Genomic DNA, 25,049 nt, shown 5'->3' with positions numbered 1-25,049 from the left:
CTCACCAGAAAGCCCTTTCTCGAAAGTTCGGTGATTTTCCCTGGTTCCTCAGGCTCGCGCTCGTCACGGTCGGGCCGATGGTCGCCTCGCTCGTGCTCTCGTTCACCCGCTACAACCTGTTGAGCCCCCCGAAGATCAACGGTCTCGACAACTTCGCGCGCATGCTCGAAGACGAACGGTCACCGGTATCGACGACATTCCGCTCGTCCGCTTCGCGGCTCCGGCGCCCACGACCATGTCGGTGCCGCGGGTCGAGCTCGGTGCGCAGTCGTGGCGCCGACTCCGTGATGCCGTCGCACCGTCGACGGATGCCGCGGGCGGGTCGACGCACGCTCGACGGTGTTCCCGTGGTCGATGGTGTCGTGACGAACCCGCTCGCCCATGCGGTCGCGACGGGGCTCGCCGTCGCCGGGGCTCGCCTCGAAGCCGACGTCGCGAACGTCGAGCTCGACCTGTACCGGGCCAACGACATCGAGGCCGACGACACTTCGTCGCTCATCGTCGATCTCATCGACGGCTACCGTTTGGCGAGTGCCCTCAGCCTCACCGCGTCCCGGCGAAGCGAGCCGAGCATCATCGTCGAGGGCACCCGTGGCCGCCTCGTGCTCTGGTACACCCTCGACATCGTGCAGCTCATGCGACCGGGCGCCGCCATTCCGACGACGACCGCGTACTCGCGGCGCGGGCTGCTGGCGAATCTCGTCGACCACGTCGTCGATGGCACACCGCTGCTCGTGGCTGCGTCGTCGACGGGTGCGTTCATGCGGGTGTTGGAGGCGGTGCGCACGGGGCCGCCGGCCTCGCCGATCGACTCGCGTCACATCGATCGCCGCGTCGATGATGACGGCGAGCACCTCGTCGTGCACGACCTCGAGCAGTGGAGCGAGCGCGTCGTGACCGAAGGCCCGGACCTTCGCCGAAGTCGGGGCGCCTTGGGCGAACGGGCACTGCTCCTGACACCTCGCTGAGACGACGGATGCCCCGTGGCTCGTGAGCCACGGGGCATCCGTGTATTCAGGTGACGCTCGTCATCTCAAGCAGCAATCCTCTCGCGAGGGTGGCGACTACTTGATGTTGACGGCTGCCGTCTGAGTGCTGCCTTCTTCGAAGGCGGCGACTACTTGATGTTGACGGTTGCCGTCTGAGTGCTGCCTTCTTCGAAGGTGGCGACTACTTGATGTTGACGGTTGCCGTCTGAGTGCTGCCTTCTTCGAAGGCGGCGACTACTTGATGTTGACGGTTGCGCCGGCTTCTTCGAGAGCAGCCTTCGCCTTGTCAGCGGCTTCCTTGGACGCGCCCTCGAGCACGGCCTTGGGGGCACCGTCGACGACGGCCTTGGCCTCGCCGAGGCCGAGCGAGGTGAGCTCGCGGACGACCTTGATGACCTGGATCTTCTTGTCGCCGACCGACTCGAGGACGACGTCGAACGCCGTCTTCTCTTCGACCTCTTCGACAGCGGCAGCGGGGCCCGCAACGCCGGCAACGGCGACGGGAGCAGCAGCGGTGACCTCGAAGGTCTCCTCGAATGCCTTGACGAACTCAGAGAGCTCGATGAGGGTCAGGCCCTTGAACTGCTCGAGCAGCTCTTCAGTGGACAGCTTCGCCATGATTATTCTCCTTAGATTCTGTGGTTACTCACCGCTTGAGAGGCTCTCGCCTACGCAGCGGACTCCTGCTTCTCACGCAGCGCGTCGACCGTGCGAACGGCCTTCGACAGCGGTGCGTTGAACAGATATGCGGCTCCGAACAGCGAGGCCTTGAATGCGCCGGCGAGCTTCGCCAGCAGCACTTCGCGGGACTCGAGGTCGGCGAGCTTGCCTACCTCTTCGGCGGTCAGGGGCTTGCCATCGAAATAGCCGCCCTTGACCACGAGGAGAGGGTTCGCCTTGGCAAAGTCACGCAGGGCCTTCGCGACGGCGACCGGGTCACCGTGCACGAATGCGATCGCGGACGGACCGGCGAGCTCGTCGTCGAACGACGAGATTCCGGCCTTGTTCGCTGCGATCTTGGTCAGCGTGTTCTTCACCACGGCGTAGCTCGCGTCCTCACTGATGGACTTGCGCAGCGTCTTGAGCTGGGCAACAGTGAGGCCGCGGTATTCGGTCAGCAGAACGGCGGTCGAGCTCTCGAACAGGTTCGTGAGTTCGGCAACCGAGGCTTCCTTGTTCGCCATGGCCACTCCTTGTGTCTTCAACGTGCAACGCGGAAGCGGTGCACGGCCTGGAGCGCTGGAACGTGAATGGGAAAGAAAAAAGCTCCGGCGCAGTTGCGCGGAGCTTGGCCGGTCACCCGGAAGTCTTCGTCACACCTGCGCGGGCCCTTGCTTTCGCAAGACTTCGATCGCACATCTCTTTCGAGGCGCACGACAACCAGCGGTCTTCGGCTCCGTAGAGACTAACGGATGCCGCGGCATCCGCCAAATCGCAAACCGCGATGGGAATAGTTGACATAGATCGATAGTTGACAAAGCGCAACGACAGTTTTATTGTTGACGTCGATCAACTTTCTTTCGCAGGAGCAACCTCACCTTGACTGCAATTTCAGCAACCCCGCCCGAGACCACCCGATCAGCTCGAGAGGTCTTCACTGCCATCTCCGGACTCGTCGTCGGCATGTTCGTCGCCGTGCTCTCCGGAACAATCGTATCGACCTCGTTGCCGGTGATCATCGCCGACCTCGGCGGCACCCAATCCCAGTACACCTGGGTCATCACCGCGAGTCTCTTGGCCACGGCGGTCTCCACCCCGATCTGGGGCAAGCTCGCCGACCTCGTCGATCGCAAGATCCTCATCCAGGTCGCGCTCGTTCTCTTCACCGTCGGCACCGTCATCGCCGGCTTCTCGACCGACACCAACATGCTCATCGCAGTCCGGGTCGTGCAGGGTCTCGGCGTCGGCGGCCTCATGTCGCTCGTCATGATCGCGGTCGCCCTCATCATCTCGCCGCGCGAGCGAGGCAAGTACATGGGCGTCGTCGGCGGCATCATGGCCCTCGGCACCATCGGCGGCCCGCTGCTCGGCGGCGTCATCACCGACTGGTGGGGCTGGCGCGCCAACTTCTTCGTCGGCGTCCCGTTCGCGATCGTCGCGCTCGTGCTGCTGCAGTTCACGCTGCACCTGCCCAAGCCGAACCGCTCGAAGAAGATCTCGATCGACTACTTCGGCATCGTGCTGCTCGCCGTCGGCGTCTCGCTGCTCCTGATCTGGGTGTCCATGGGCGGCAGCCAGTTCGACTGGGACTCAACCACGAGCTGGACCATCGCCATCGGCGCGGCCGTGGCGATCCTCGGCTTCATCGCCGTCGAGTTCTTCGTGAAGGAGCCCATCGTTCCGATGACGCTCTTCAAGAACCGCACCTTCACCCTCTCGGTGATCGCCTCGATCTCGATCGGCGTCGCGATGTTCGCCACCTCGGTGTTCCTCGCGCAATACTTCCAGCTGGCCCGGGGCGCCACCCCGACGGAGTCGGGCCTCATGACGATCCCGATGATCATCGGCCAGATGGGTGCCTCGATCATCATCGGCCAGCTCGTGAGCCGTTTCGGCAAGTGGAAGGGCTGGATGGTGACCGGCTCGGTGCTGACGATCGCCGGCGTGAGCCTCATGGCGACCCTGCGCTACGACACGCCGTTCACGTTCGTCGCCGTCTACATGATCGTGCTCGGCGCGGGCCTCGGCATGGTCATGCAGAACCTGACCCTCATCGTGCAGAACGACACCCCGGCCGCCCAGCTCGGCGCCGCATCGTCGAACGTGAACTTCTTCCGCACGATCGCCGGCACCATCGGCGTGACGATCATGGGCTCGCTGCTCGCCACCAGCGTGACGAGCTACATCACCGACGGGCTCGCGAACTACACGCCGGGCTCGAAAGGCGAGGTGACCGCGCTGCAGAAACTCGCGTCCGGCGAGGTGCCCACCGTGTCGGCGCTGCCCGACGCGCTCCGCTCGGTCGTCGAGAGTGCCTACGGCCACGGCATCGCCGATGCGTTCGTCATCGCGATTCCGCTCGCCGTCATGGGCTTGATCGCGATCGCGTTCGTGCCCAACAAGACGCTCTCGACGAAGTCCGCGGGCGACGAACTGCGCGAGCAGGTCGAGGAATCGATCATCGAGACCGCCGAGGCCGAGGTCGGCGCGGCTGCGACCGGTTCCATTTCCGCGATCCGCGCCGCGGACTCCGGCATGCCGACCACCGCGACCGGTTCGATCGCCGTGCTCGAGCGCACCGACGGCGAGGAGCGGACCCGCTGAGATGACGACGGCAACCGGTGGGCCCGCCGTCGCCGAGACGGCGCTGAGCGAACTCGACGACGCGATCGCCGAGGTCGAGGGCCGGATGAACGTCCTGTTCAACCGCGTTCGCCTGATCTGGAAGGAGTCGGCGGCGCGGGTCCACCCCGAGTTGCAGCCCGCCGGCTACAAGCTGCTGTCGTTCATCGCCCGCACCGGCACCGCGAACGCGCACCTGCTCTCCGACGTCTTCGAGATGGACAAGTCGGTCGTCAGCCGCCAGGTTCGGATGCTCGAGGAGTTCGGTCTCGTCGATTCGCAACCCGACGAGCGCGACGGCCGGCAGCGCGTGCTCACGGCGACACCCGGCGCGATCACCGCCCTCGACGCGGCACGCAGCGACAACCACGCCCGGATGCGGCGGGCACTCGCCGAACTCGAGCCGTCCGAACTGCTCGCGGCCGCCCACGTCTTCCGGTGCCTCGCCGAGGCGTGAACCACGGCGATGACGGCCCGCTCCTGTGGGGGCGGGTCGTCGTCGTCTCCGCCCCCGTACACTCATGGGCATGACCGCCGACGCCGCGCACCCCGACGCGACCGAGGCCGATGGAGCCGCCGACGCGGCCGTCGGCAACCGCGACGACGACCGCCCCGAACTCGATCGCGCCATCGCCGTCGTCGAGCAAGAGCTCGGCGCCCTGTTCGCGCGCATCCGCGCCGGGTGGCGCGAGGCCGCAGCGACCGTGCATCCCGAGTTGCAGCCGCTGGGCTACCAGGTGCTGGTCTCGATCGAAAGCGGCAAGGCCGACAACGCCGGCGCCATCATCGAGCGCCTGCAGACCGAGAAGTCCGCGGTGAGCCGGCAGGTGCGCCAGCTCGAGGAGCTCGGACTCGTCGAGAGCCTGCCCGACCCCGCCGATCGCCGCGCCCGCATCCTCGTTGCCACCCCACTGGCCCAGGAGCGCGTGCGGGCCGCGCGCGAGCGCTACGAAGCACGCCTCGGCGAACGGCTGCGCGCGTGGTCGGTCGACGACCTCGCGCACTTCGCCGACCTCCTCGGACAACTCGGTCGCTGAGCGTCGCGCGGCAACTCCTCGCACGCGGCGACCTGCGTGAGCTGCGCCGAACAGGGCTAGCCCAGGCCGGGCGAGAAGAGCAGAATTGCCAGATGGAGATCACACACCTGAACCCCGTGAGCCTGCACGCGAATCTGGCCTTCAGCCAGGGAGTGCTCGTGAGCGGGTCGCACCGCACGCTGCACGTCGGCGGGCAGAACGGCACGGATCCCTCCGGCGCCATCGTGCCGGGCGGCCTCGGCCCGCAGACCGAACAAGCGATCAGGAACGTGCTCGCGGTGCTCGCCGAGGTCGGCGCCGACCAGGCGAACGTCGTGCGGCTCGCGGTCTACCTCGTCGCGGGGCAGTCGGTCGACGACGCGTATGCCGCGTCCGCGCGCGTCTGGGGCGCGACGCCGACCGCGCTGACCGTGCTCATGGTCGCCTCGCTCGGCCGCCCCGACGCGCTCATCGAGCTGGAGGCTACAGCGGCCATCGAGTGAGTCGCGGTGGCGAGCGGGCATCTTGACATCAGGCAGCGGGAACGGCGGGGCGCAGCGCTGCACACGCAGCGGGGCACCCGGGCCGTCGACCCGGGTGCCCCGCGCGATCAGACGCGCGACGATGCGCCGATGCGGCGCATCGGCCCGCTCAGGGGCGCACCTCGACGGTGAACTCCCCGACCGGACCGATGTTGCCCGCGGCATCCGTCGACCGGTACTCGACACGGTGCGGTCCGTAGCCCGGCTCCCGCTCCTGGAACGGAGAGAGGGACATGCCGCCCGTGCCGAGGTTGCCGTAGATGAGGTCGTCGACGTTCGTACCGGTCGGCGTGAACAGGAACGGCGCCTCGGCGTCCGTCGGCCAGCCGTAGTAGTTGTGCCAGCCGTCGCCGTCGAGGCGGAACTCGGTCACGAGCGCACCCGCCTGGTCGTCGCTCGCCGTCAGCTTCATCGTGAACGACTCGTCGACGACGAAGTGCGGCTCGCCGTTCGCGCCGACCGAGGTCTCGACCGGTGCGGAGACGACGGACTCGACGGTGGGCCCCTCGGCGTCGACGGTCCACGTCCGGGTCTCGGCGGCGGCACCGGGGCGCTTGGAGTCTCCGACCGACGCGGTGACCGTGTGCGTGCCCGCCGCGAGCCCGAGTTGGGCGAGCTCGAGGGTGCGCGCGTTGTGCGGGTTCGGCTGGCGGACGCCGTCGACCGTCCAGATGACGTCGAACACGCGGTCGGGCCGGTGCGTGGTCTCGACGTAGAGCACGTCGAGTGAGCCGACCGGGCGCTCGGTCCGGGTCGACTCGGTGAACGCCGGCTCGACGCCGGTGGCCGCAGACCGGTCCGTGCCCACGGTCCACGACCGCGCCTGGGTCATCGACGCCGAGTCGCGGAGCGCGGGGTCGCGCACGAAGGGCGTGTTGTCGACGACCGTGACCGTCACCACGTCACCGGGCTTCGCCCGCGTCTTCTTGAGTTCGAGCTGCGTCGTGTTGTGGGGGTTGGGGACTGCCTTGCCGTTGATCGCCCAGTCGACGTCGAGCTCATGGTAGACGGGGTGCGCGACGTCGATCGAGATCACCTCGTCGGCCGCGACGGGCGTCGCCTCGTTGGGCGCGTCCGCGATGAGCGGGATCTTCGACGAGATGCGCTCGGTCATGATCTCGCGGGAGACCTGGTCCATCTGGTACCCGAGGGTCTTCATCATCGAGTGGCGGCTCGGGCGGAAGATGCCGGTCGAGTAGTACTGGCCGCCCTCGTACGCGCCGATGATGCCGCCGGCCTCGCTCGGCTCCCCGAGCCAGCGCCACCACTTGGCCTGCTGCGCGGCCATCTCCTCGACGGTCATGATCGTGTGGTGCTTCGAGCGGGGCTCGCCGCCCGTGTAGTCGCCCGTCGTGATACCGCGCGTGTAATAGTCGTACTCGTCGGCGAGTCCGCCGAGCGAGTGCCCGATCTCGTGCGGCGAGATGAGTGCCGAGAGCGAATTGCCGCCGCTCGCCGTCGCGTAGCTGCCGCCCGCGCCGCCGTACGTGTCGCTGTTTGCGAGGGCGAGCACCTGGTCGACCTTGGGCGCGGCCGTCGCGTACTCGCGGGCCTTCGCGCTGTCCATCGTGATCAGCCGCTGCACGCTGTTCGGGTTGCAGCCGCCCCAGAACGACATCTTGAGCGGGGTGTCACGGCGGGGCGAGTCGAGGGACGAGTCGCAGCTGATGCCGGACTCCCCCGAGATGATCTCCACCGCGTAGACGTTGAAGTAGTTGCGGTAGCTCTTGTACGGCTCGATGCTCCACATCGTTTCGAGGTGCTTCTCGACCTGCTCGCGGAAGAGCGGCTGCTCGTCGGCGGTGTACCCGTCGCCGAGGATCACGAGCGAGAAGCGCTCGGAGGGGTCGCCAGTCACCTGGATGGGGACGAGAGTCGAGCTACCGACGGCGGGCTCGTCGGCGTACGCGGCCTGGGCCGCGGTGACGGTCAGGCCGGTGGTCAGCACTGCGGCGAGCGCGAGGGCGCCGGCGCGACGACGCCGCGCGCGCGGCGTGGCCGTACGCGCAATGAGTGGCGGGGCGAGCGGTTGGGAGTTCATGCGATGGTTCCCTTCATCTGGATGTCCCGCGGCGCTGCATTGCGGCGCGGTCGGAGGAGTATCGCCGCATGGATGGTGCGACGAACTGGTCCCGCTGCGGTGACGGCGGTGGTGCTCTCTTCGCCGGACGACGCGGCCGGCCTGCGGCCCTGGATCATCAGCGTCCCCGTTCTTACCCGTGTCAGGTGCCTCACAGCCTAGAAACACCTCGGCGAACGGTCATCGACCAGCTGTCGAGCAACCGCGCGCGCTCCTCCGACAGTTGTCGAACGACGCACCGGCGTCGCACGACCGGCGCCGCACGACCGGAGCCGGACCGGCGGGACCGGCGACGCATCCTCGGCAGCGGATCCCGTCAGGCCGTGAGATTCGCCTCGATGGCCGCGGCGACCTCGATCCGGCGCAGGAGCAGCGCTAGGTGGAGCCCGAGGTGCTCGAGCCCGTCGCGCAGGTCGATGCCGAGGATGCGCTCGATGCGGGCGAGCCGGTGGTAGACCGTCGCCCGGTGCACGTTCAGCCGCCCCGCGACGTCGCGGAGGCGACCCCCGTGCCGGAAGTAGGCCTCGAGCGTCTCGAGGAGCACGTCTCCGTCACGCTCGTCGAACAGGCTCGCGAGCCCGGTCGAGAAGTCCGTCGAGCGCATGCCCAGCGCGGCCGCGGACTGCAATCCGCGGTACACGCCGAGCTCGTCCCAGGCGACGGCGGGCCCGGGCAGGCGGAAGGCCGCGGCGATCGCGAGCGCACGCTGCGCCTCGCGGTGGCTCCGGGCGGAGTCGGGCAGGTGCACGACGGCGCCGCCGATGGCGACGAGCGGATCGCTCAGGGTGCCGCCGCCGCGCGCGGCGGCCGACCGCAGACGCTCGACGATGGCGTCCACGGCCGGGCGCAGGCGCCCGCCGTCGTCCGGCACGATGACGACGACGCCGCTGGCGGTCACGAGCGTGAGCGGGCCGAGGCCCGCGAGGGCCCGGCGGATGCGCCGATCGGCCGCCTCGAGGTCCTCCCGCCCGAGCGCGCCGGGCTCGCGCGTGGTCAGGAGGTAGGCCCGGAGTGCGCCCGAGGCGTCGATGTCGCCCGAGGCGACCAGCTCGTCGGCCGCGAGGAGTCGCTCGCGCGCCTCCCCCATGAGCAACACCCGGGTGCGCTCCGCCCGGCGCGCCGACTCGTCGTCCCGCAGTGAGAGCACGCGGGCCCATTCCTCAGCCAGCCGCCCGGCGAGCTCGACGGCTCGAGCGACCTCCTCCGGCCACATCGAGTCTGGCTCCTCGATGAGCCAGAGGTGCGCACGGGCGCCGTCCTGGGTGCGGATGGGGACGTAGAGGCGTTGCAGCATGCCCAGGCCGGGGTTCCGCGGTACGTGCATGGCCTCCTCGGAGCGGTAGACCCCGAGTCCGGCGAGCCAGGAGTGCACGCCCGGACCGGCGTGGTGCTCGAGGATCGAGCGCCGCCGCACCTCGTCGATGACCTCGAACTGCGGGCTGAACGCGACGACGCGGTAGCGACCGTCTTCGAGAAGCGCCGGGCGGCCGAGTTCGCGGGCGATGAGATTGACGAGCTGACTGACGGTCACCGGCTGCCTCCGAGGTGCGCTGCTCAGGGGGATTCCGACGGAGGTAGGTGTCGCATCTGGGATCTCAGGATACCGTGCCCACCAGCCGAAACAGTTGACCAACGTCGAAGGTCGAAGCCGAGCTGCGGCACCGCACTACTGAGGCCTGACACCCAGCTCGCCGATCCTGTCGCGAAAGCCCGCGCCCCTTCCAGGCGGGGGTCTTCGATAGTTGATATAAGTCCACTACTTGAGCTATAGTTGACGATAGTCAATCAATCTCAGGAGTTTAATGGCATCCGCCTCGCGCGATCGCGCGCCGAAGAAGTCCGCACCGAAGAAGAGCCTCGATGCCGCGGCATCCGTCGAACTCACCGAAAGCGGCATGACGCATCGCGAGGTTCTCACCGCACTCTCGGGCCTGCTGCTCGGCATGTTCGTGTCGATGATCGCCTCGACGGTCGTCGGCAGCTCGCTGCCCGTCATCATCTCCGACCTCGGGGGCGACCAGTCGGCGTTCACCTGGGTCGTCACCTCGACTCTGCTCGCGACCACCGTGTCGACCCCGATCTGGGGCAAACTCGCCGACCTCTTCAATCGCAAGCTGCTGCTGCAGCTCGCCCTCGTGATCTTCGTCGTCGCCTCGGCACTCGCCGGTTTCTCGCAAGACGCCGCCACCCTCATCACGATGCGCGTCTTCCAGGGCCTCGGCGCCGGCGGCCTCGCCGCCCTCAGCCAGATCGTCATGGCCGACATCATCAGCCCGCGTGAGCGCGGCAAGTACGCCGGACTCTTCGGTGCCGTCATGGCCGTCGCGACCGTCGGCGGCCCGCTGCTCGGCGGTGTCATCACCGATGTCGCGGGCTGGCGCTGGAACTTCTTCGTAGGCCTGCCCATCGCGGTCGCGGCCATCATCCTGCTGCAGCGCACGCTGCACCTCCCGAAACGACCGAAGACCAAGGTCTCGATCGACTACTTCGGCATCGTGCTCATCTCGGTGGGTGTCTCGCTTCTGCTTCTCTGGGTCACCTTCGCCGGCAACGAGTTCGATTGGATCTCCGTACCGAGCTTCCTCATGGCCGGGAGCGCTGTGCTGCTCCTGATCATCGCGGTCGTCGTCGAGCTGAAGGTCAAGGAGCCCGTGATCCCGCTCGGCCTCTTCAAGAGCCGCACCTTCACCCTCGCCGTCGTGGCCTCACTCTCGGTCGGCGTTGCAATGTTCGGCACCTCGGTGTTCCTCAGCCAGTACATGCAGCTCGCGCGCGGCGCGACACCGACCGAGTCCGGTCTGCTGACGATCCCGATGATGGCGGGCGTGCTCATCTCCTCCACGATCGTCGGCGCCCTCATCAGCCGCTTCGGCAAGTGGAAGTCCTACATGATCGTGGGCAGCGTGCTCCTGACGATCGGCGTGCTGCTGCTCGCCCAGCTGCACCACGACACGAACTTCTGGTACGTGGGCGTCTCGATGTTCTTGCTGGGCGCCGGCGTCGGCATGGTCATGCAGAACCTCGTGCTCGTCGTGCAGAACACGACGGCCGTGAAGAACATGGGCGTCGCTACGAGCTCCGTCACGTTCTTCCGCAGCCTCGGCGGTACGATCGGCGTCTCGGTGATGGGATCGATCCTCGGCACGGTCGTCGCCGAGAACATCAAGACCGGCATCGGCGGGCTGCCGCCCGAGCAGCAGGCGCAAGCGGCAGAGGCGCTCGGCACCGGCGGCACGATCCCCCAGATCAGCGCCCTGCCCGGTTTCCTCCGCGTCGTCGTCGAGTCGGCCTACGGCACGGGCATCGGCAGCGTCTTCCTGGCTGCACTGCCGCTCGCGATCGTCACCCTCATCGCGGTGATCTTCCTGCCGAACATCGACCTCGGCACCCAGAGCGCCATCCAGCGCGCGAAGGCCGAGCAGCGCTCCGGATCGCCGCTCGAGCGTGAGCTCGAGCAGGCCGGCGAAGAACTGTTCGAGGTGTCGGAAGCCTCGGTCGCGGTTCCCGTGACCGGCGCCATCCCAGCCGTCGACGCCGTCGACGCCGATGCAGGCGTGAGAGGCGGGCGAGCTTAAAATGACCGGCATGACCACCGAACCCGCCCTCGACACCGAGCAGGCCATCGCGGCCGTCGAGCAGCAGTTCGGTCGGCTGTTCCACCGCGTGCGTGCCAACTGGAAGCGCTACGCCACGCTGCTGCACCCCGACCTGCAACCCCTGGGCTACAAGGTCGTGTCGTCCCTCGTCTCGATGGGGCCCTCACACGCCGGCTCCCTCGTCGAGGAACTGCACACCGACAAGAGCGTGCTCAGCAGGCAAGTGCGCGTGCTCGAAGAACTCGGGCTCATCGAGTCACGCGTCGACGAGCTCGACGCCCGTGCACGACTGCTCGCCGCGACGCCGGCCGCGACGGAGCGGATCAACACCATCCGACGCGACAACCAGGCCGAACTGCGCGAACGGCTCAGCACCTGGCAGCCGCACGAGATCAAGATGTTCGCCGAGTTGCTCGGTCGCCTCGGCGACTGACCGCGAGTGCCGGCCGCCTCACTGGAGGCAGCCGGCACCCGCTCGCATCACTTCGCCGCGTGCAGTGACTTCTGCAGTGCGCCCATGCCGCCGACGAGCGGCAGGTGCACGGTCGATGCCGACGGCTTGAGCGTCAACTCGGTGCCGGGCGCCGGGCGCACGGTGTACTCGTTGTCCGACGACATGATCACCACTCCGATCTGCGAGCCGGCGGAGAACACGTAGTCCTTCGGCTCGAAGTCGAAGTCGAAGGTGTACGACTTCCCCGGTGTGATCGGCTCGGTCACGGCCGAAGAACCGCGGTTCTCGACATCCATCCAGCCGCGGGTGATGATCTTCGGCGTTCCCGTCGCCGGGTACTCCACGAGCAGCGCCGAGAGGTTCGCCTTCGAGCGATCCACCGCGACTTCGAGCGAGACCGACGGCGTGCCGGAGAGGCGCATGGGCTTGCCGAGCACACCTGTGCGGTAGGCGAGCCGGTTCGGCGAGGACTCCGCCGCAGCGAGCACCGATGCCCGGATGCCCGCGTCGTCGATGAGGTTCTCGGTCGCACGCGAACCGTTTCGGGAGACGGCGAGCCCGCCGACCCCGTCGGCCGCGGTTGCCGGTGCGAACTTCAGCTTGACCGAATCCGCAGCCTGGTCGGGCCACTCCGGGTACTCGGTGAGCGTCTTGTCCTCGCGGACGACGTACGCCTTCGGCAACTGCTCGACCCCGTTCTCGACGTCGTAGAGATAACGCGTGAACCAGCGGTTGAGCAACGTGTCGTTCGGGTTGCCTCCATGGCCGCCCTGGTGCAGGTAGATCTGGTGCGGCACTCCGCGCGCCTTCAGGGCCTCGTAGAGGTCGGAGGCGTTCTTCGTCATGACGTTCCAGTCGTTCAGACCGTGTGCGACGAGCGTGGCGGCCGTGATCTGGTCGGCGTCAGCGAGATAATCGCGCTCTTCCCAGAACGCGCTCGAGTCGCCGGTGGCGCGATCCTGGTTCGCACGGAGCTCGTCGATGACCGGCTTGCAGATCTCCTGGTCGAACCGCGTGTACACGTAGTCGGCGAGCACGTCGAGGTCTTCACCCTGGTAGCCGCCCGGTGCACGAACCGTGCCGTTCGAGCGGTAGTAGTTGTACCAGTTCGAGATCGCTGACACCGGGACGATCGCCTCGAGGCCCTCGACGCCCGTGCTCGCAACGCCGATCGGCAACGTGCCGTTGTACGAGGTGCCGATCATGCCGACGTTTCCGGTCGTCCAGTCTGCAGAGACCGTCGACGCTCGATCGGGGGCGGTGTACGCAGTCGCTCGGCCGTTCAGCCAGTCGACGACCGCCTTGCCTGCGAGCGACTCGTTCTCGCCGCCCGAGGTCGGGCATCCCTCGGACCAGCCGCTGCCGAGCCCCTCGGCGTGCACGACCGCGAATCCACGAGGCACCCACGTGCTCTCGAGCGAGCCTGAGATGCGCGGGCTCGTGCGATTCGTGGGTGTGAAGGTCGGCCACGCGGGTTTCTCCGTCGGCGGGGAACCGATCTCGTGGTCGACCGGCCAGTTCGAGACATCCGTGCCGCCGGCGTAGTAGGGACTCATCTCCATGAGCACCGGCACCTTGAGGCCATCGGCGGTCTCCGGCACGCGGCTCACATCGATGTGCACGAGGTCCGGCCTGCCGTCGCGATCCGAGTCGACTTCGCTCTCGACCCACGCCTCCTCGTTGATCCACTCGGTCGACACCTTCGTGAAGACCGCCTGCGAGAGGCCGTCCTGGAACGTCGGCTCGACCGGTGCCGCCTCGGGTGCCGCCTGCGCGGGAGTCGCCGCGACGACGAGGCCGCACGCGAGTACCGAGGTCAGGGCGATGGCGACGACGCGACCGCGCCGTCGGCCGCCGGCGTATGGGACCGCTGGTGTCATGGGGTGCTCCTTCGAACGTGGTCGGGGGGCATCCGCGTCCGCTGATGCGGGCGAGGGCGACCACCCGTGGCATCCACAGGCTAGGCACAGGTGCCTCCGAGGGCACGCGTCAGATGTTGCGGCGGGCTCGAGCACCGATCGACAGATGTCGACGCAGCACCGGAACCGGGCCGTTCACGCGACCTCGGAGGCTCCGCCGACGTGGCTCCCGCCATCCCCCGCCTCGCCTGCCCACAGCAGGAGCGCGACGTGCAGGCCCAAGCGATGCAGACCGTTGCCGAGGTCGATGTCGAGGATTCGCTCGACACGGGCCAGCCGGTTGTAAAGGGAGGTCCTGTGCACGCCCAGGCGCGCTGCAGCCGCCTGCACATGCCCGGCCGCCGCGAGGTAGCACTCGAGCGTCTCGATCAGGGCGTGGCCGTCTCGCTCGGCCGCGACGCGCTCGAGCCCCGGCTGGAAGTCGCTCGACCGGAGCCCCAACTCGGATGCCGCGTCCAAGCCTCGATAGACACCCAGGCGATCCCAATGCAAGACGGCGCCGTCGAGGCGGAACGACTCGGCGATGCCGAGTGCGCGGCGAGCCTGCCGGTAACTCTCGCGAGCGGCGACGACCGACGCCTCACCGCCGACCGCGATCCGCAGCGTGCCGAGGCCGGCGGAGGCCGTGTCGACCGCCGACTCCGCGATGACCCCCGCTATGCGGTCGTAGTCGGCGAAGCGCCCAGGCGAGGACTGAACGACGACTGCCGCGTGGTCCCGCCTGACCAGTGCCAATACTCCGCGACCGCCGAGCGACTGACGTGCGCGGCGCGCGGTTCGCTCGAGCGCCTCGCGGACCGATCCGTCGTGCGCGATGGACGACGACCCGGCATCCAGCACGTAGACGCGGAGCGATCCGCTCTCGAACCGGCCCGACTCGACGAGTTCGTCGGCGGCTCTGCGCCGCACCTCGGCGCGGCCGAGCACCAGCTCGCGGGCCAGCTCGTGCTCGTGTGCGGACTCGAGGTCCTGTGACATCCGCACGCGCGCCCACTCGTCGGCGACCTGCTCCGCACAGTCACCGACTCGCGCGAGGTCCAGCCGTTTCGCGAACCCCGCCGGCTCGATGAACCAGAGATGGCCGAACACGACACCGGATCGACTGATCGGCACGCACACGCGCGGGAGCATGCCGAGCTCGGAACTGCCCGGAACCCGGACGGCGGAGACCGCCGAGTAGACGCCGAGCCGGCTCAGCCAGGCGTGGACCGCTGGATCTGCCCGATGCTCGAGGATGGAGCGCCGGCGCACATCGTCGATCTCGTCGGGATGCGGACTGTAAGCGACGACGCGACGGCGATGGTCCTCGACGAGGGCCGGGCACCCGAGTTCGACGGCGATGCGGGTGATCAACTGCTGCAGGCTCATGTGAAGTCTCGGGTCGCTGCGATGGCGGACGACACCAGCCTAAGCGTGAGCGCCGCGGGAGCGCCGCGTGAGCGCCGCGGGATCGCCGCGGGATCGCAGTTCGATGCCCTCCAGCGCCGCAGCCCGCCCGGCCCAACCCGGGTGCAGCGCTACCCTCCGCGTGCGGCGGGCACGTCCTCCGAAGCGAGAGGCAGCTCGACGACGAACTCGGTGCGCCCGGGCTCGCTGGACACCGACACGTCGCCGCCGTGCGCCTCGACCACCGCACGCACGATCGCGAGCCCGAGACCGGTGCTTCCGGCAAGACGCGATCGTGACGAGTCGCCGCGCGCGAAGCGTTCGAAGAGCGAGTCCACCTGCTCCGGTGGGATGCCGGGCCCGTCGTCTTCGACGGAGAGCACGACATCGTCGCCGACGCGCGCGAGCGACGCGACGACCGAGGTGCCCTCTGGCGTGTGCACGCGGGCATTCGCGAGCAGGTTCGTCACGACCTGGCGCAGGCGCGGCTCATCGCCGATCACGGTCACCGGGGCATCCGGAAGCCGCACCTCCCAATCGTGGCCGGGGCCGGCTGCCTGCGCATCGCCGACCGCCTCGACGACGACCCGGCCGAGGTCGACAGGCAGCGCCGAGAGCTCGCGCCCCTCGTCGAGGCGAGCGAGCAGCAGCAGGTCTTCCACGAGCTCGGTCATGCGCACCGACTCCGACTCGATGCGGCCGATCGCGTGCATGACGTCGGGCGGCAGCTCACCGCCGTGCAGGCGAGTGAGCTCGGCGTAGCCGCGGATCGAGGCGAGCGGCGTGCGCAACTCATGGCTCGCGTCCGCGACGAAGCGGCGCACCTTCTGCTCGCTCTGCTCACGCGCCGAGAGAGCGGATGCCACGTGGCCGAGCATGCGGTTGAACGCACCACCGAGCTGCCCCACCTCGGTGCGTTTGTCGTCGATGTCGACCCGTTCGGCGAGTGCGACGTCGCCGTGATCGAGCGGGAGCTCCGAGACGCGTTGCGCCGTCGCGGTGACCTCGGCGAGGGGGCTGAGCGCCCGCCGCACGACGACGGAGCCGACCGCGAGAGCGAGCACGAGTCCTGCGAGTGCCACGATCGCGATCGTCCAGGCCAGCTGAACGGTCTGAGCGTTGAGATCGGTGAGCGGCAGTGCGAGCACGACCCGGTACTCGGGCTGCGTCTGCACGGCGAGTGCCCGGTAGTCACCGAGCGAGCCTGCGGTGATCGTGTGCGGCTGCCCGTCGGCGGGCACCTCGGCCAGCGGGAGTGTCGCGCCCTCGCCCGGGTCGGGTAGCTCGCCTCCTGTCGAGATGTACTTCGCGAAGACCCTGCCGTCGGGGAGGATGAGCGCGCCGAGCGTGCCCTCCGGCTGGCCAGGCACCCGGAGGAATTCGTCAACGCTCGCTGAGGGGTCCAGGGACGTTCCGGACGGGGAGGCCTCGACCGCGCGTGTCGCCGTCGCACGCAGACTCGCGTCCAGGCGATCGACGGACGAGGTATGGAACACGAGCACCGTCGCCACGCCGATCACCGCACTCACGGCGATGAGCAGCGCGGCGACCACGACGAGGAGTCGACGGTGCAGGGTCCAGGGGTGGCGTCGGCCCGGGGCATCCGCTGCCTCGTCGTCGCCGAGCGCGGGCGTCGCCGCGGTCACGGTCGCCCGCGCAGACGTCGCATGGCCGGGATCGCCCGGCCGGGTCATCCGACGGCCTTCAGCATGTAGCCCGCGCCGCGCACGGTGTGGATCATCGGCTCGCGGCCGGCATCGATCTTCTTGCGCAAGTACGAGATGTAGAGCTCGACCACGGATTCCTTGCCGCCGAAGTCGTACGACCAGACCCGGTCGAGGATCTGCGCCTTCGAGAGCACCCGGCGCGGGTTGCGCATGAGGAAACGCAGCAGCTCGAACTCGGTCGCGGTGAGCTCGATCGGCACGCCGGCGCGGGCGACCTCGTAGGAGTCCTCGTCGAGCGTCAGGTCGCCGACGACGAGCACCGGGTCTTTCGCCTGGGCGAGAGTGAGCGTCGAGCGGCGGATGAGTCCGCGCAGGCGCGCCATGACCTCTTCGAGGCTGAACGGCTTGGTGACGTAGTCGTCACCGCCCGCGGTGAGACCGGCGATGCGATCGTCGAGCGCGTCCTTCGCGGTGAGGAAGAGCACGGGCGTCTCCGAACCATCGGCCCGCACCCGCTGGAGCACCTCGAGCCCGTCGATGTCGGGCAGCATGATGTCGAGCACGATCGCGTCGGGGCGGAACTCGCGCGCGATCTTGACTGCGGAGTAGCCGTCGCTCGCGGTACGCACGTCCCAGCCCTCGTAGCGCAGAGCCATCTTGAGCAGTTCGGTGAGCGAGTGCTCGTCATCGACCACGAGCACTCGCACCATCGACCCGTCGCCCTTCGCGATGGCGGGGGCGCGGTGCGGGGCCGAGGCCGGTGCAGTGCTCATGTTTCCAGTATCCGCGCGCGGCTTTGCGTTTCCTATGACTTCCATGAGCGGATGCCGCGTGGCCACGAGACGCAGCAGATGTCACGCGAGCCGCTGGCGCCTCGCCTCGTAGAGCACGATCGAAGCCGCGTTCGCCGCATTGAGCGAGCTCGCCGCTCCCGTCATGGGGATCGACAACGTCACATCGGCGGCCTCACGCCAGCTCTGGGACAACCCCGACGTCTCGTTGCCGATGAGCAGCAATATCGGCTGCGTCAGATCGAACGCGGACACGTCGGCGTCGCCGACCTCATCGGTGGCGACGACGACGATCGGCGTGCCCGCCACCCGTTGCGCCTCCACCCACTCCATGACTTCGCGCTGCGAGGCTGCACGCACGGTTGGCACGGCGAAGAAGGATCCCGTCGACGCGCGCACGGACTTCGGATCGTACGGGTCAGCGGCATGGCCGGTGGTGACGACCCCGTGCGCGCCGAACGCGTCGGCGGAGCGGATGATCGAGCCGATGTTCCCCGGTTGGGTGGGCCGGTCGAAGACCACGCCGAGGAAGTCGGGGGCGACCGGGATCCTGTCCAGGTCATCGGGGCGCATCGCAACAACGGCGAGCATCTCGGCGGCACCGTCGGATTTCTCGCTCAGCTCCATGAGGAGCTCGGGTGACATGGCGATCTCCTCGGCGTCCCGGCTGCGGTCGAGGAGGTCGCGGGCCCACGTTGAGAGCTTCCGGTCGACGTCGTGGATCAGGCTTCGGATCTCCCAGCCGTGCTCGACGGCCAGGTTGATGGGTCGCACACCCTGCACGATGAACTCGCCGGCGCGGTGCCGCTTCGTGCGGTTCGTCAGCAACGTCTGGAGCAACTGGAAGCGGGCGTTGCGTGAGGTGATCCGGATCGCAGGCACTCGTTCTCCACGGGAATTCGGCGCGCAGCGCGGGATGCCGAGCGGTCCGTCGGTCAAGACTACTCGCGCGTCCCCACCTCGGCATCCGCTGCGGGGTATGCAGCAATTCAGGTACGGGCCGCCACTCGCGGACGTACCGCGGGGCGATGCCCGTGGTCGTCGCGAAGGCGGCGGCCGTGGTCGGGGTCTCGGCCATCGTCGGTTCCTTGCGTCATGGTTCGGCCGGCGGATGCGCGGCACGAGAGGCACGTCAACGCCGCAGTCGCGTCGTGCGGAATCGCCCGAACCGGCCAACTGCGGGTGGCCGGAACCGGCCACCCCGCGGCATCCGCTCTTTACAGCAATTCAGGTTCGGAGGTGTGTCGCGGCCACGACACGCCGGCCGATCCGTCGACACGCCGACTCCGTTCCTGAATTGCTGCACAAGCTCGGCGGGCGCAGGCAGGCGCAGGCGGGTGGGCCTCAGATCAGCTCGTTTCGGAGCGCCCACGCGGCCGCGGCAGTGCGCGACGGGACGCCGAGCTTCGTGCGGATGTTGGCGATGTGGCGATGCACGGTGTGCGCAGACAGCACGAGGTGGGCGGCGATCTCGGCGTCCGTCTCGCCGCGGGCGACGAGACGCAGCACCTCGCGCTCTCGCTCGCTGAGCCGGGCGGGCGCGCCGGATGCTCCGGGTCCGCCTGCCGCGCTCCCGGACTGCGCCGCCTCGACGGGCACGCCGAGGAAGGCGAGCGTCTCGCGGACGACGGAGTCCGAGTCGCCCCGCCACGGATAGTGGTCGTCGCCTTCGAGCGCGACGAAGCGGGCATTGCGGATGCCGCTCGCCACCTCTTTGCCGAGGGCGAACGGGATGGCGCGGTCATCACGACGGTGCAGCACGAGCGTCGGCCCGAGCACGTCGCCGAGATGGCCCGTCGAGTCGAAGTCGTACACCGCCTGCAGCGAGGCGCGTGCGACCTCACGGGAAGCGGAACGTCGCTGGAACTCGGCGAACTCACTCCGCTCCTCGGCCGTCGCGTCGGGCAGGAACAGATCGGCGAGCACACGCGAGCCGAGACCCCAATGCTGGTCGATGACGGCGAGCATCGTCTCGCGGGCGGCGGGCGATGCGAGGTCGACGCCGCGGGCGTAGCTGCCGTACAGCACGAGCCGGTCGACGCGTTCCGGATGCCGCGCCGCGAACAACGACGCGACCCCGCCGCCCGACGATGCGCCGAAGAGCGAGATCACCGCCGGAGCCGGAGCAGCCTCCTCGACGAGTGCCTCGAGGGTCGCGAGCTCCTCCTCGAGCGAGCGGGCGGGAAGCGCGCCCCGATCGGAGACGCCCGCTCCCGGTCGGTCGTAGCGGATCACCGTCCGATGTCGCGCGAGCAGCGCGACGAACCGCCGGAACTTCGTGTTCCGCCAGTCGTATTCGAGATGGCTCGACCACCAGCCGCCGATGACGAGGGGCGGGCCCGAGCCGATCGCGGACCACGCGATCGACGAACCGCCGAACTCCGCATAGCGGATGACCTGATCCTCGGGCTGCACGCTCCAAGTCTAGGAAGTCGAGGGATCCTCGGACCACACCACGCTGGACAGCACGCGCGGCAGTTCGGCGCGGTGCTCGGCGAGGAGCACGCGGGCACTGTCGAGCTCCGGTCCGCCGTGATCGCCGAGCAGGATCGGCACGTGCTCGCCCGGGAGCAGCAGCTCCTGGCGGTCGCCGGTCGGGGCCCCGACGACGCGGAGCACTCCCGCCGCGCGCTGCTCCTCGAGCCAGGCGCGCGCGAGGTACTCCGGCACGGCGGCGAGCGCCGCGAAGGTCGGGACATCCACGGGCCCGGCCTCGAACAGCAGCCGGTAGTAGCCGCGCTTGCGCCCGAAGGCGATCGAGGCGCGCGTGCGGCGTTCGGCGGCCGTCTGGCCGGCCGTCGTGTCAGTGTCAGTGTCGGTGTCGGTGTCGGTGTCGGTGTCGGTGTCGGTGTCGGTGTCGGTGTCGGTGTCCATGATGACTCCCTTGGAACGGTGCCACCCCGGTCGGGGCGATTCAGCACGCTCCGATTCCACCGCGGCCGGCCCTCACCGGACATCGCGCGTTCCGGCCACTCGCGAATGGCCGGAACGGGCCACGAAGCCGGGCTGGGCGGATGCCTCGGCGCGCCTCGTCCGCCCGCGGCATCCGCTCGCTCGTCGACGCCCCTTGTCAGTGAACCGGTCCGCTGCCAGAGTGAGCGGAGCGGCCGTCGATGATGGGGGAATCATGTCAGAGCCCGACCAGGTCAGTTCAGGACTGAACGCAGATGAGATGGCGAAAGCAGTTGCGTCGCTCAGTACCGCCGACACGGTGTCGTCGCCGTTCGGCGAGCTGCGCTTCTTCGACGGGGTGCCGCTGCCCGAGACGGTCGACACCGCCTACGACGCGCTCGACCTCATGCGAGGCATCGAAGTGTTCCTGAATGCCGTGCCGGGTGCGTCGCTCGTGGCGTTCCGAAAGGGCCTGCACGCTGCGGGTGTCACTACGGCTCGGCAAATCGGCATCACCGAACCGAGGGCGACGTCGAAGGCGTTCTATCTCACGCCGAACACGGAGACGACCTACGGTGTCACGATGCTCGACCTGAAGGCCTGGGGCCCCACGGTCATCGAAGCGCCGCCGCAGTCGCTCTGCGTCGTCGACGACTTCTGGTTCCGGTACGTGGCCGACATGGGCATCGCCGGGCCCGATCGGGGAGCCGGCGGCAAGTACCTGTTCCTCCCGCCGGGCTACGACGGCGAAGTGCCAGACGGGTACTTCACATATCGGACTCCGACCTTCACGAACTTCGTCGTGCTGCGAGCACTCGGCGGGGTCCCGGCCATGAAGCAGACGCGCATCTATCCGCTGGCGCAGGCCGAGAATCCCGACGCGAACGAGTTCATCAACATCTCCGACCTCGCGATCAACACGGTGCACGCCAACGATTTCTCGTTCTACGAGGAAGTGTCAGAACTCGTGCAGGAAGAGCCGACCGACGCACTCGACGCCGAACGGGCCGGGCAGCTCGCCGCGATCGGCATCGTGAACGGACAGCCGTTCGCGCCCGACGCGCGGCTCAAGGCCATCCTCGAGCGGGCCGCACCGATCGCCGCCGGCATCGCACGCGTGATCGCCTACGCGCCGCGCGACCCCGACGCCGTGCTCTACGGCTCGTGGCGCAACGGTTTCGTCGGCGGCAGCTACGAGTTCCTGCGCAACGGAGCCCGCCTGCTCGACGCCCGAACCCAGTTCCACTACCTCGCCACGGTCATCACCCCGGCGATGGCGCACGCCCAGGTCGGTGCCGGATCGGCGTACGCCTACACGGTGCACGACGCGAACGGCGACCTTCTCGACGGCGCGCGCACCTACAGGCTGCACGTCGATCCGAACCCGCCGGCGAAGAACTTCTGGGCGGTCGACGTCTACGACACGCAGACCCGGTCGCTCCTCGTCGTTCCATCGACCCCTTACCCTGCCGTTGCCAGCAACGACGGCAAGGTGGCGGCCAACGACGATGGTTCGTACGACCTCTACTTCGGCCCGCAGGCGCCCGAGGGCAAGGAATCGAACTGGGTCGAGACGATCCCCGGCAAGTCGTGGTTCCAGCTCTTCCGCATCTACGGCCCTCTGGAGCCGTGGTTCGATCAGAGCTGGCGGCTCAACGAGTTCGAGCCACAGGACTGACGGCACGGCGGCACGGCGCGGCGCGGGCGTCTGCACAGCTTCATTTCGTACCGTGGAAGCGATGGCCCCTACCACGACCGACCGTACCTACCGCCTTCGCCGCACGCTCGTCGCGCTCGGCCTGGTCGGCATCCTCGCCATCGGCGGCGGCGCATGGGCGATCGTTCAGGCGAACTCGGCCGGTGATGCTCAGGCGTCGACGTCCGGTGACACGACCACGGGTGTCGACGGCGACGACCGCGAGGCATCCGAATCGGAAGCCCAAGTGGCCGACTTCTCCGCCTACTCGACCTCGGTCGCCGCGCAACTCGAGTACGCCTACGAACACTGGAACGACACCGAGAGCGACCAGTTCGGATACGTCGACGAGAACGACTGCGTGAACTTCACGAGCCAGTCACTGCTCGCCCGCGGCTGGATCGAAGACGACGAGTGGTGGTACGACGAGTCGGGCAACGCCTACGACAGCGCCGATGCGTGGATCAGCTCGACCGCGCTCATGAACTACCTCGAGGAGCACCCCGAGCGCGCGACCGCGCTCACCGATGATGAGCGCGCCTCGGTGAAGGTCGGCGACGTCGTGCAGTTCGACTGGGATGACTCGGGCGATCGCGACCACACCGGCATCGTCACTTCCGTCGAGCCGGAAGCCGACGGTTCGGTCACGATCCTCTACGCCGGGCACACGGATGCGACGTGGGACCGCTCGGTCGACATGGCGATCACCGAGCTGCACCCCGGCGGCGTCGCGTACTACTGGAGCATCCCCGACTGACGGAACCTACTGGTTCGAGAAGGCCGCGTCGAACGACGTTGCCGGCTTCGGCCAGAGCAGCGAGCGGATGTATCCGACCGCCTCGGCTGCACCGTGCAGCCGGTCCATGCCCGCGTCCTCCCACTCGACCGAGATCGGTCCGTCGTAGCCGATCGCATCGAGCGCGCGGAATGCGTCCTCCCAGGGCACGTCGCCGTGGCCCGTCGACACGAAGTCCCAGCCGCGGCGCGGGTCGCCCCATGGCAGGTGGGAGCCGAGCACCCCGGCGCGGCCGTTGGTCGGGCGCATCCGCGTGTCCTTGCAGTCGACGTGGTAGATGCGGTCCTTGAAGTCCCAGATGAAGCCCACCGGATCGATGTGCTGCCACATCATGTGCGACGGGTCCCAGTTGAAGCCGAACGCCGGTCGCCGATCGATCGCCTCGAGAGTGCGCACCGAACTCCAGTAGTCGTACGCGATCTCCGAGGGGTGCACCTCGTGGGCGAACCGCACGCCCTCGGCATCGAAGACGTCGAGGATCGGGTTCCACCGGTTCGCGAAGTCCTCGAAGCCCGCGTCGATGACCGATTCGGGCACGGGCGGGAACATCGCCACGTAGGGCCAGATCTTCGAACCCGTGAACCCGACGACGGTGTCGACGCCGAGCGCCCGCGCGACGCGAGCCGCGCGCTTCATGTCGTCGGCGGCACGTTGCCTGACCCCCTCGGCGTCACCGTCGCCCCAGGTGTAAGGCCGCACGATGGCCTGGTGGCGGAAGTCGATCGGGTCGTCGCAGACGGCCTGGCCGGTCAGGTGGTTCGAGATCGCGTACACCTCGAGCCCGTGTCGCTGCAGGATCTCGCGCCGCTCGTCGAGGTAGCCGGGCTCCTCATCGGCGAGTTTCAAGTCGAGGTGGTCGCCCGAGCAGGCGATCTCGAGGCCGTCGTACCCCCACTCGGCCGCGCTGCGCGCGACCTCCTCGAACGGGAGGTCGGCCCACTGGCCCGTGAAGAGCGTGACCGGGCGGGTTGCGGGACCGCTCGCTGCGCTCGTCGAAGCGGCCGATGTGTTCCCTTCGACAGGCTCAGGGGGCTCTCGAAAGCTCATCGTCGTTCCCTTTCGTCTTGCAGCGCGGTGAGATAACGGATGCTCCGTGCCGCCAGTTCGTCTTGCGACACGGCGAGCGGGCGCCACACCGAGGCGGCGACCGCGATGGTGTCGTTGTCGCCGGTGAAGCTCTCGAGGCCGAGCGGGCCGCCGTAGCCGACGTCGTCGAGCGCGTCGAGGAAGGCCGGCCAGTCGATGTGGTCGTCGCCGACCGCGCCGCGGTCGTTGCCGCACACCTGCACGTATGCGAGATGCTCGCCCGCCAGGCGGATCGCGTCGCCGATGCGCTGCTCCTCGATGTTCAGGTGGTAGCTGTCGAGCGCGAGGCCGAGTCCGGGGCCGAGCAACGGGCCGAGCGCCTCGAGCGCCTGCTCGACGGTGTTGATGAGGCTCGTCTCGTAGCGGTTGAGTGGTTCGATGGCGAGACGGATGCCGCTGCGCTCCGCCGCCCGCACGACCGGCCCGAGGCTGCCCCGGAGCTCGTGATAGCGCTCCTCGCGTTCCTCGGCATCCATGCGCCAGGTGCGCCCGGTGGCCGCGGTGAACGGGCCGGCGACGATGCGGGCGCCAAGGCGCTCAGCAACGCCGACGCAGTGCACGAGGTAGTTCTGCGTGGCGACGACTTCGGAGCCGGGCGCCGCGATCAGGTTGCGGCCGGGGCCCATCGCGCCGACCACGACTGGAGCGAGTCGGTGCTCGTGCAGCACCTCGGCCGCGGCATCCGGTGACCAATCGCCGGGATTCTCGACCGGCAGTTCGATGGCGCCGAAGCCCATGCCCGCCGCCTTCGCGGCGATCTCGGCGAGCGCGACATCATCGAGCGGCGATGTCCAGACCCAGGTGTTCACACCGACGATGCGGCGCATGCTGCCTCCTTGCAGTGAGGGAACCGCCAG

22 protein-coding genes are annotated in these 25,049 nt (G+C 68.6%); 9 read left to right on the top strand and 13 right to left on the bottom strand.

Going from position 1 to position 25,049, the window contains the following annotated elements:
* Positions 1-77 precede the first annotated feature (77 nt).
* A complete protein-coding gene (locus tag AC1C2T_RS06940; protein WP_495384731.1) occupies positions 78-968 on the top strand; it encodes a hypothetical protein in 891 nt (296 codons plus the stop codon).
* 255 nt (positions 969-1,223) lie between these two features.
* Here AC1C2T_RS06940 and rplL read toward each other — a convergent pair whose 3' ends face one another.
* Both rplL and rplJ read right to left on the bottom strand, forming a co-directional pair.
* Positions 1,224-1,607, bottom strand: a complete 384-nt coding sequence (gene rplL, locus AC1C2T_RS06935) for a 50S ribosomal protein L7/L12 (RefSeq protein WP_495384730.1) — start codon at positions 1,605-1,607, stop codon at positions 1,224-1,226.
* A gap of 50 nt (positions 1,608-1,657) precedes the next feature.
* The gene (gene rplJ, locus AC1C2T_RS06930) at positions 1,658-2,173 is read right to left on the bottom strand and encodes a 50S ribosomal protein L10 (protein ID WP_108594454.1); all 516 of its coding nucleotides are present in this window, start codon (positions 2,171-2,173) and stop codon (positions 1,658-1,660) included.
* Between the two features lie 355 nt (positions 2,174-2,528).
* Between rplJ and AC1C2T_RS06925 the strand changes: the two genes are divergently transcribed.
* From AC1C2T_RS06925 to AC1C2T_RS06910, 4 genes are all read left to right on the top strand, one after another.
* Positions 2,529-4,253 carry a DHA2 family efflux MFS transporter permease subunit gene (locus tag AC1C2T_RS06925; protein WP_495384729.1) on the top strand — a complete coding sequence of 575 codons (1,725 nt, stop codon included), beginning with the start codon at positions 2,529-2,531 and terminating at the stop codon, positions 4,251-4,253.
* Position 4,254: 1 nt separating this feature from the next.
* Entirely contained in the window at positions 4,255-4,728 is a 474-nt protein-coding gene (locus AC1C2T_RS06920) for a MarR family winged helix-turn-helix transcriptional regulator (protein ID WP_495360990.1), read from the top strand.
* A gap of 70 nt (positions 4,729-4,798) precedes the next feature.
* Positions 4,799-5,308 (top strand): MarR family winged helix-turn-helix transcriptional regulator, encoded by a 510-nt coding sequence (locus AC1C2T_RS06915; RefSeq protein WP_495360991.1) that lies wholly within the window; start codon positions 4,799-4,801, stop codon positions 5,306-5,308.
* Between the two features lie 92 nt (positions 5,309-5,400).
* Complete coding sequence (locus AC1C2T_RS06910) at positions 5,401-5,790, top strand: RidA family protein (RefSeq protein WP_495384728.1); 390 nt, start codon at positions 5,401-5,403, stop codon at positions 5,788-5,790.
* A 148-nt stretch (positions 5,791-5,938) separates the two neighbouring features.
* On the opposite strand, the gene AC1C2T_RS06905 is transcribed toward AC1C2T_RS06910, so the two are convergent.
* Both AC1C2T_RS06905 and AC1C2T_RS06900 read right to left on the bottom strand, forming a co-directional pair.
* Entirely contained in the window at positions 5,939-7,870 is a 1,932-nt protein-coding gene (locus AC1C2T_RS06905; RefSeq protein ID WP_495384727.1) for a M64 family metallopeptidase, read from the bottom strand.
* A 355-nt stretch (positions 7,871-8,225) separates the two neighbouring features.
* Entirely contained in the window at positions 8,226-9,440 is a 1,215-nt protein-coding gene (locus tag AC1C2T_RS06900) for a PucR family transcriptional regulator (protein ID WP_495384726.1), read from the bottom strand.
* 364 nt (positions 9,441-9,804) lie between these two features.
* Here AC1C2T_RS06900 and AC1C2T_RS06895 point away from each other — a divergent pair, with 364 nt between their 5' ends.
* The gene (locus AC1C2T_RS06895; RefSeq protein WP_495385402.1) at positions 9,805-11,484 is read left to right on the top strand and encodes an MDR family MFS transporter; all 1,680 of its coding nucleotides are present in this window, start codon (positions 9,805-9,807) and stop codon (positions 11,482-11,484) included.
* Between the two features lie 10 nt (positions 11,485-11,494).
* A complete protein-coding gene (locus AC1C2T_RS06890; RefSeq protein WP_495360996.1) occupies positions 11,495-11,938 on the top strand; it encodes a MarR family winged helix-turn-helix transcriptional regulator in 444 nt (147 codons plus the stop codon).
* Positions 11,939-11,985: 47 nt separating this feature from the next.
* On the opposite strand, the gene AC1C2T_RS06885 is transcribed toward AC1C2T_RS06890, so the two are convergent.
* From AC1C2T_RS06885 to AC1C2T_RS06855, 7 genes are all read right to left on the bottom strand, one after another.
* Entirely contained in the window at positions 11,986-13,839 is a 1,854-nt protein-coding gene (locus AC1C2T_RS06885; RefSeq protein WP_495384725.1) for a Xaa-Pro dipeptidyl-peptidase, read from the bottom strand.
* 174 nt (positions 13,840-14,013) lie between these two features.
* A complete protein-coding gene (locus AC1C2T_RS06880; RefSeq protein WP_495384724.1) occupies positions 14,014-15,246 on the bottom strand; it encodes a PucR family transcriptional regulator in 1,233 nt (410 codons plus the stop codon).
* 149 nt (positions 15,247-15,395) lie between these two features.
* Positions 15,396-16,958, bottom strand: a complete 1,563-nt coding sequence (locus tag AC1C2T_RS06875; protein WP_495384723.1) for a sensor histidine kinase — start codon at positions 16,956-16,958, stop codon at positions 15,396-15,398.
* Positions 16,955-17,704, bottom strand: coding sequence for a response regulator transcription factor (locus AC1C2T_RS06870; RefSeq protein ID WP_495384722.1), 750 nt, complete (start codon positions 17,702-17,704; stop codon positions 16,955-16,957). Before AC1C2T_RS06870 ends, AC1C2T_RS06875 begins: the two co-directional genes overlap by 4 nt.
* An 81-nt stretch (positions 17,705-17,785) precedes the next feature.
* Positions 17,786-18,604, bottom strand: coding sequence for a TrmH family RNA methyltransferase (locus AC1C2T_RS06865; RefSeq protein WP_495384721.1), 819 nt, complete (start codon positions 18,602-18,604; stop codon positions 17,786-17,788).
* Between the two features lie 462 nt (positions 18,605-19,066).
* Entirely contained in the window at positions 19,067-20,137 is a 1,071-nt protein-coding gene (locus AC1C2T_RS06860; RefSeq protein WP_495384720.1) for an alpha/beta fold hydrolase, read from the bottom strand.
* Between the two features lie 9 nt (positions 20,138-20,146).
* The gene (locus tag AC1C2T_RS06855; protein WP_495384719.1) at positions 20,147-20,596 is read right to left on the bottom strand and encodes a hypothetical protein; all 450 of its coding nucleotides are present in this window, start codon (positions 20,594-20,596) and stop codon (positions 20,147-20,149) included.
* A gap of 253 nt (positions 20,597-20,849) precedes the next feature.
* Between AC1C2T_RS06855 and AC1C2T_RS06850 the strand changes: the two genes are divergently transcribed.
* Positions 20,850-22,292, top strand: a complete 1,443-nt coding sequence (locus tag AC1C2T_RS06850; protein WP_495384718.1) for a DUF1254 domain-containing protein — start codon at positions 20,850-20,852, stop codon at positions 22,290-22,292.
* A 61-nt stretch (positions 22,293-22,353) separates the two neighbouring features.
* Entirely contained in the window at positions 22,354-23,067 is a 714-nt protein-coding gene (locus AC1C2T_RS06845) for an amidase domain-containing protein (protein WP_495384717.1), read from the top strand.
* A gap of 6 nt (positions 23,068-23,073) precedes the next feature.
* Here AC1C2T_RS06845 and AC1C2T_RS06840 read toward each other — a convergent pair whose 3' ends face one another.
* Positions 23,074-24,153 carry a sugar phosphate isomerase/epimerase family protein gene (locus AC1C2T_RS06840; RefSeq protein WP_495384716.1) on the bottom strand — a complete coding sequence of 360 codons (1,080 nt, stop codon included), beginning with the start codon at positions 24,151-24,153 and terminating at the stop codon, positions 23,074-23,076.
* The gene (locus AC1C2T_RS06835; RefSeq protein WP_495384715.1) at positions 24,150-25,019 is read right to left on the bottom strand and encodes a sugar phosphate isomerase/epimerase family protein; all 870 of its coding nucleotides are present in this window, start codon (positions 25,017-25,019) and stop codon (positions 24,150-24,152) included. The genes AC1C2T_RS06840 and AC1C2T_RS06835 overlap by 4 nt, the downstream gene beginning before the upstream one ends.
* Positions 25,020-25,049 lie beyond the last annotated feature (30 nt).

Source organism: Agromyces sp. Y558 (genome assembly GCF_059445415.1).
The sequence above is the reverse complement of the archived record's forward strand: the minus strand, read 5'-3'. Positions and strand labels throughout refer to the sequence as shown.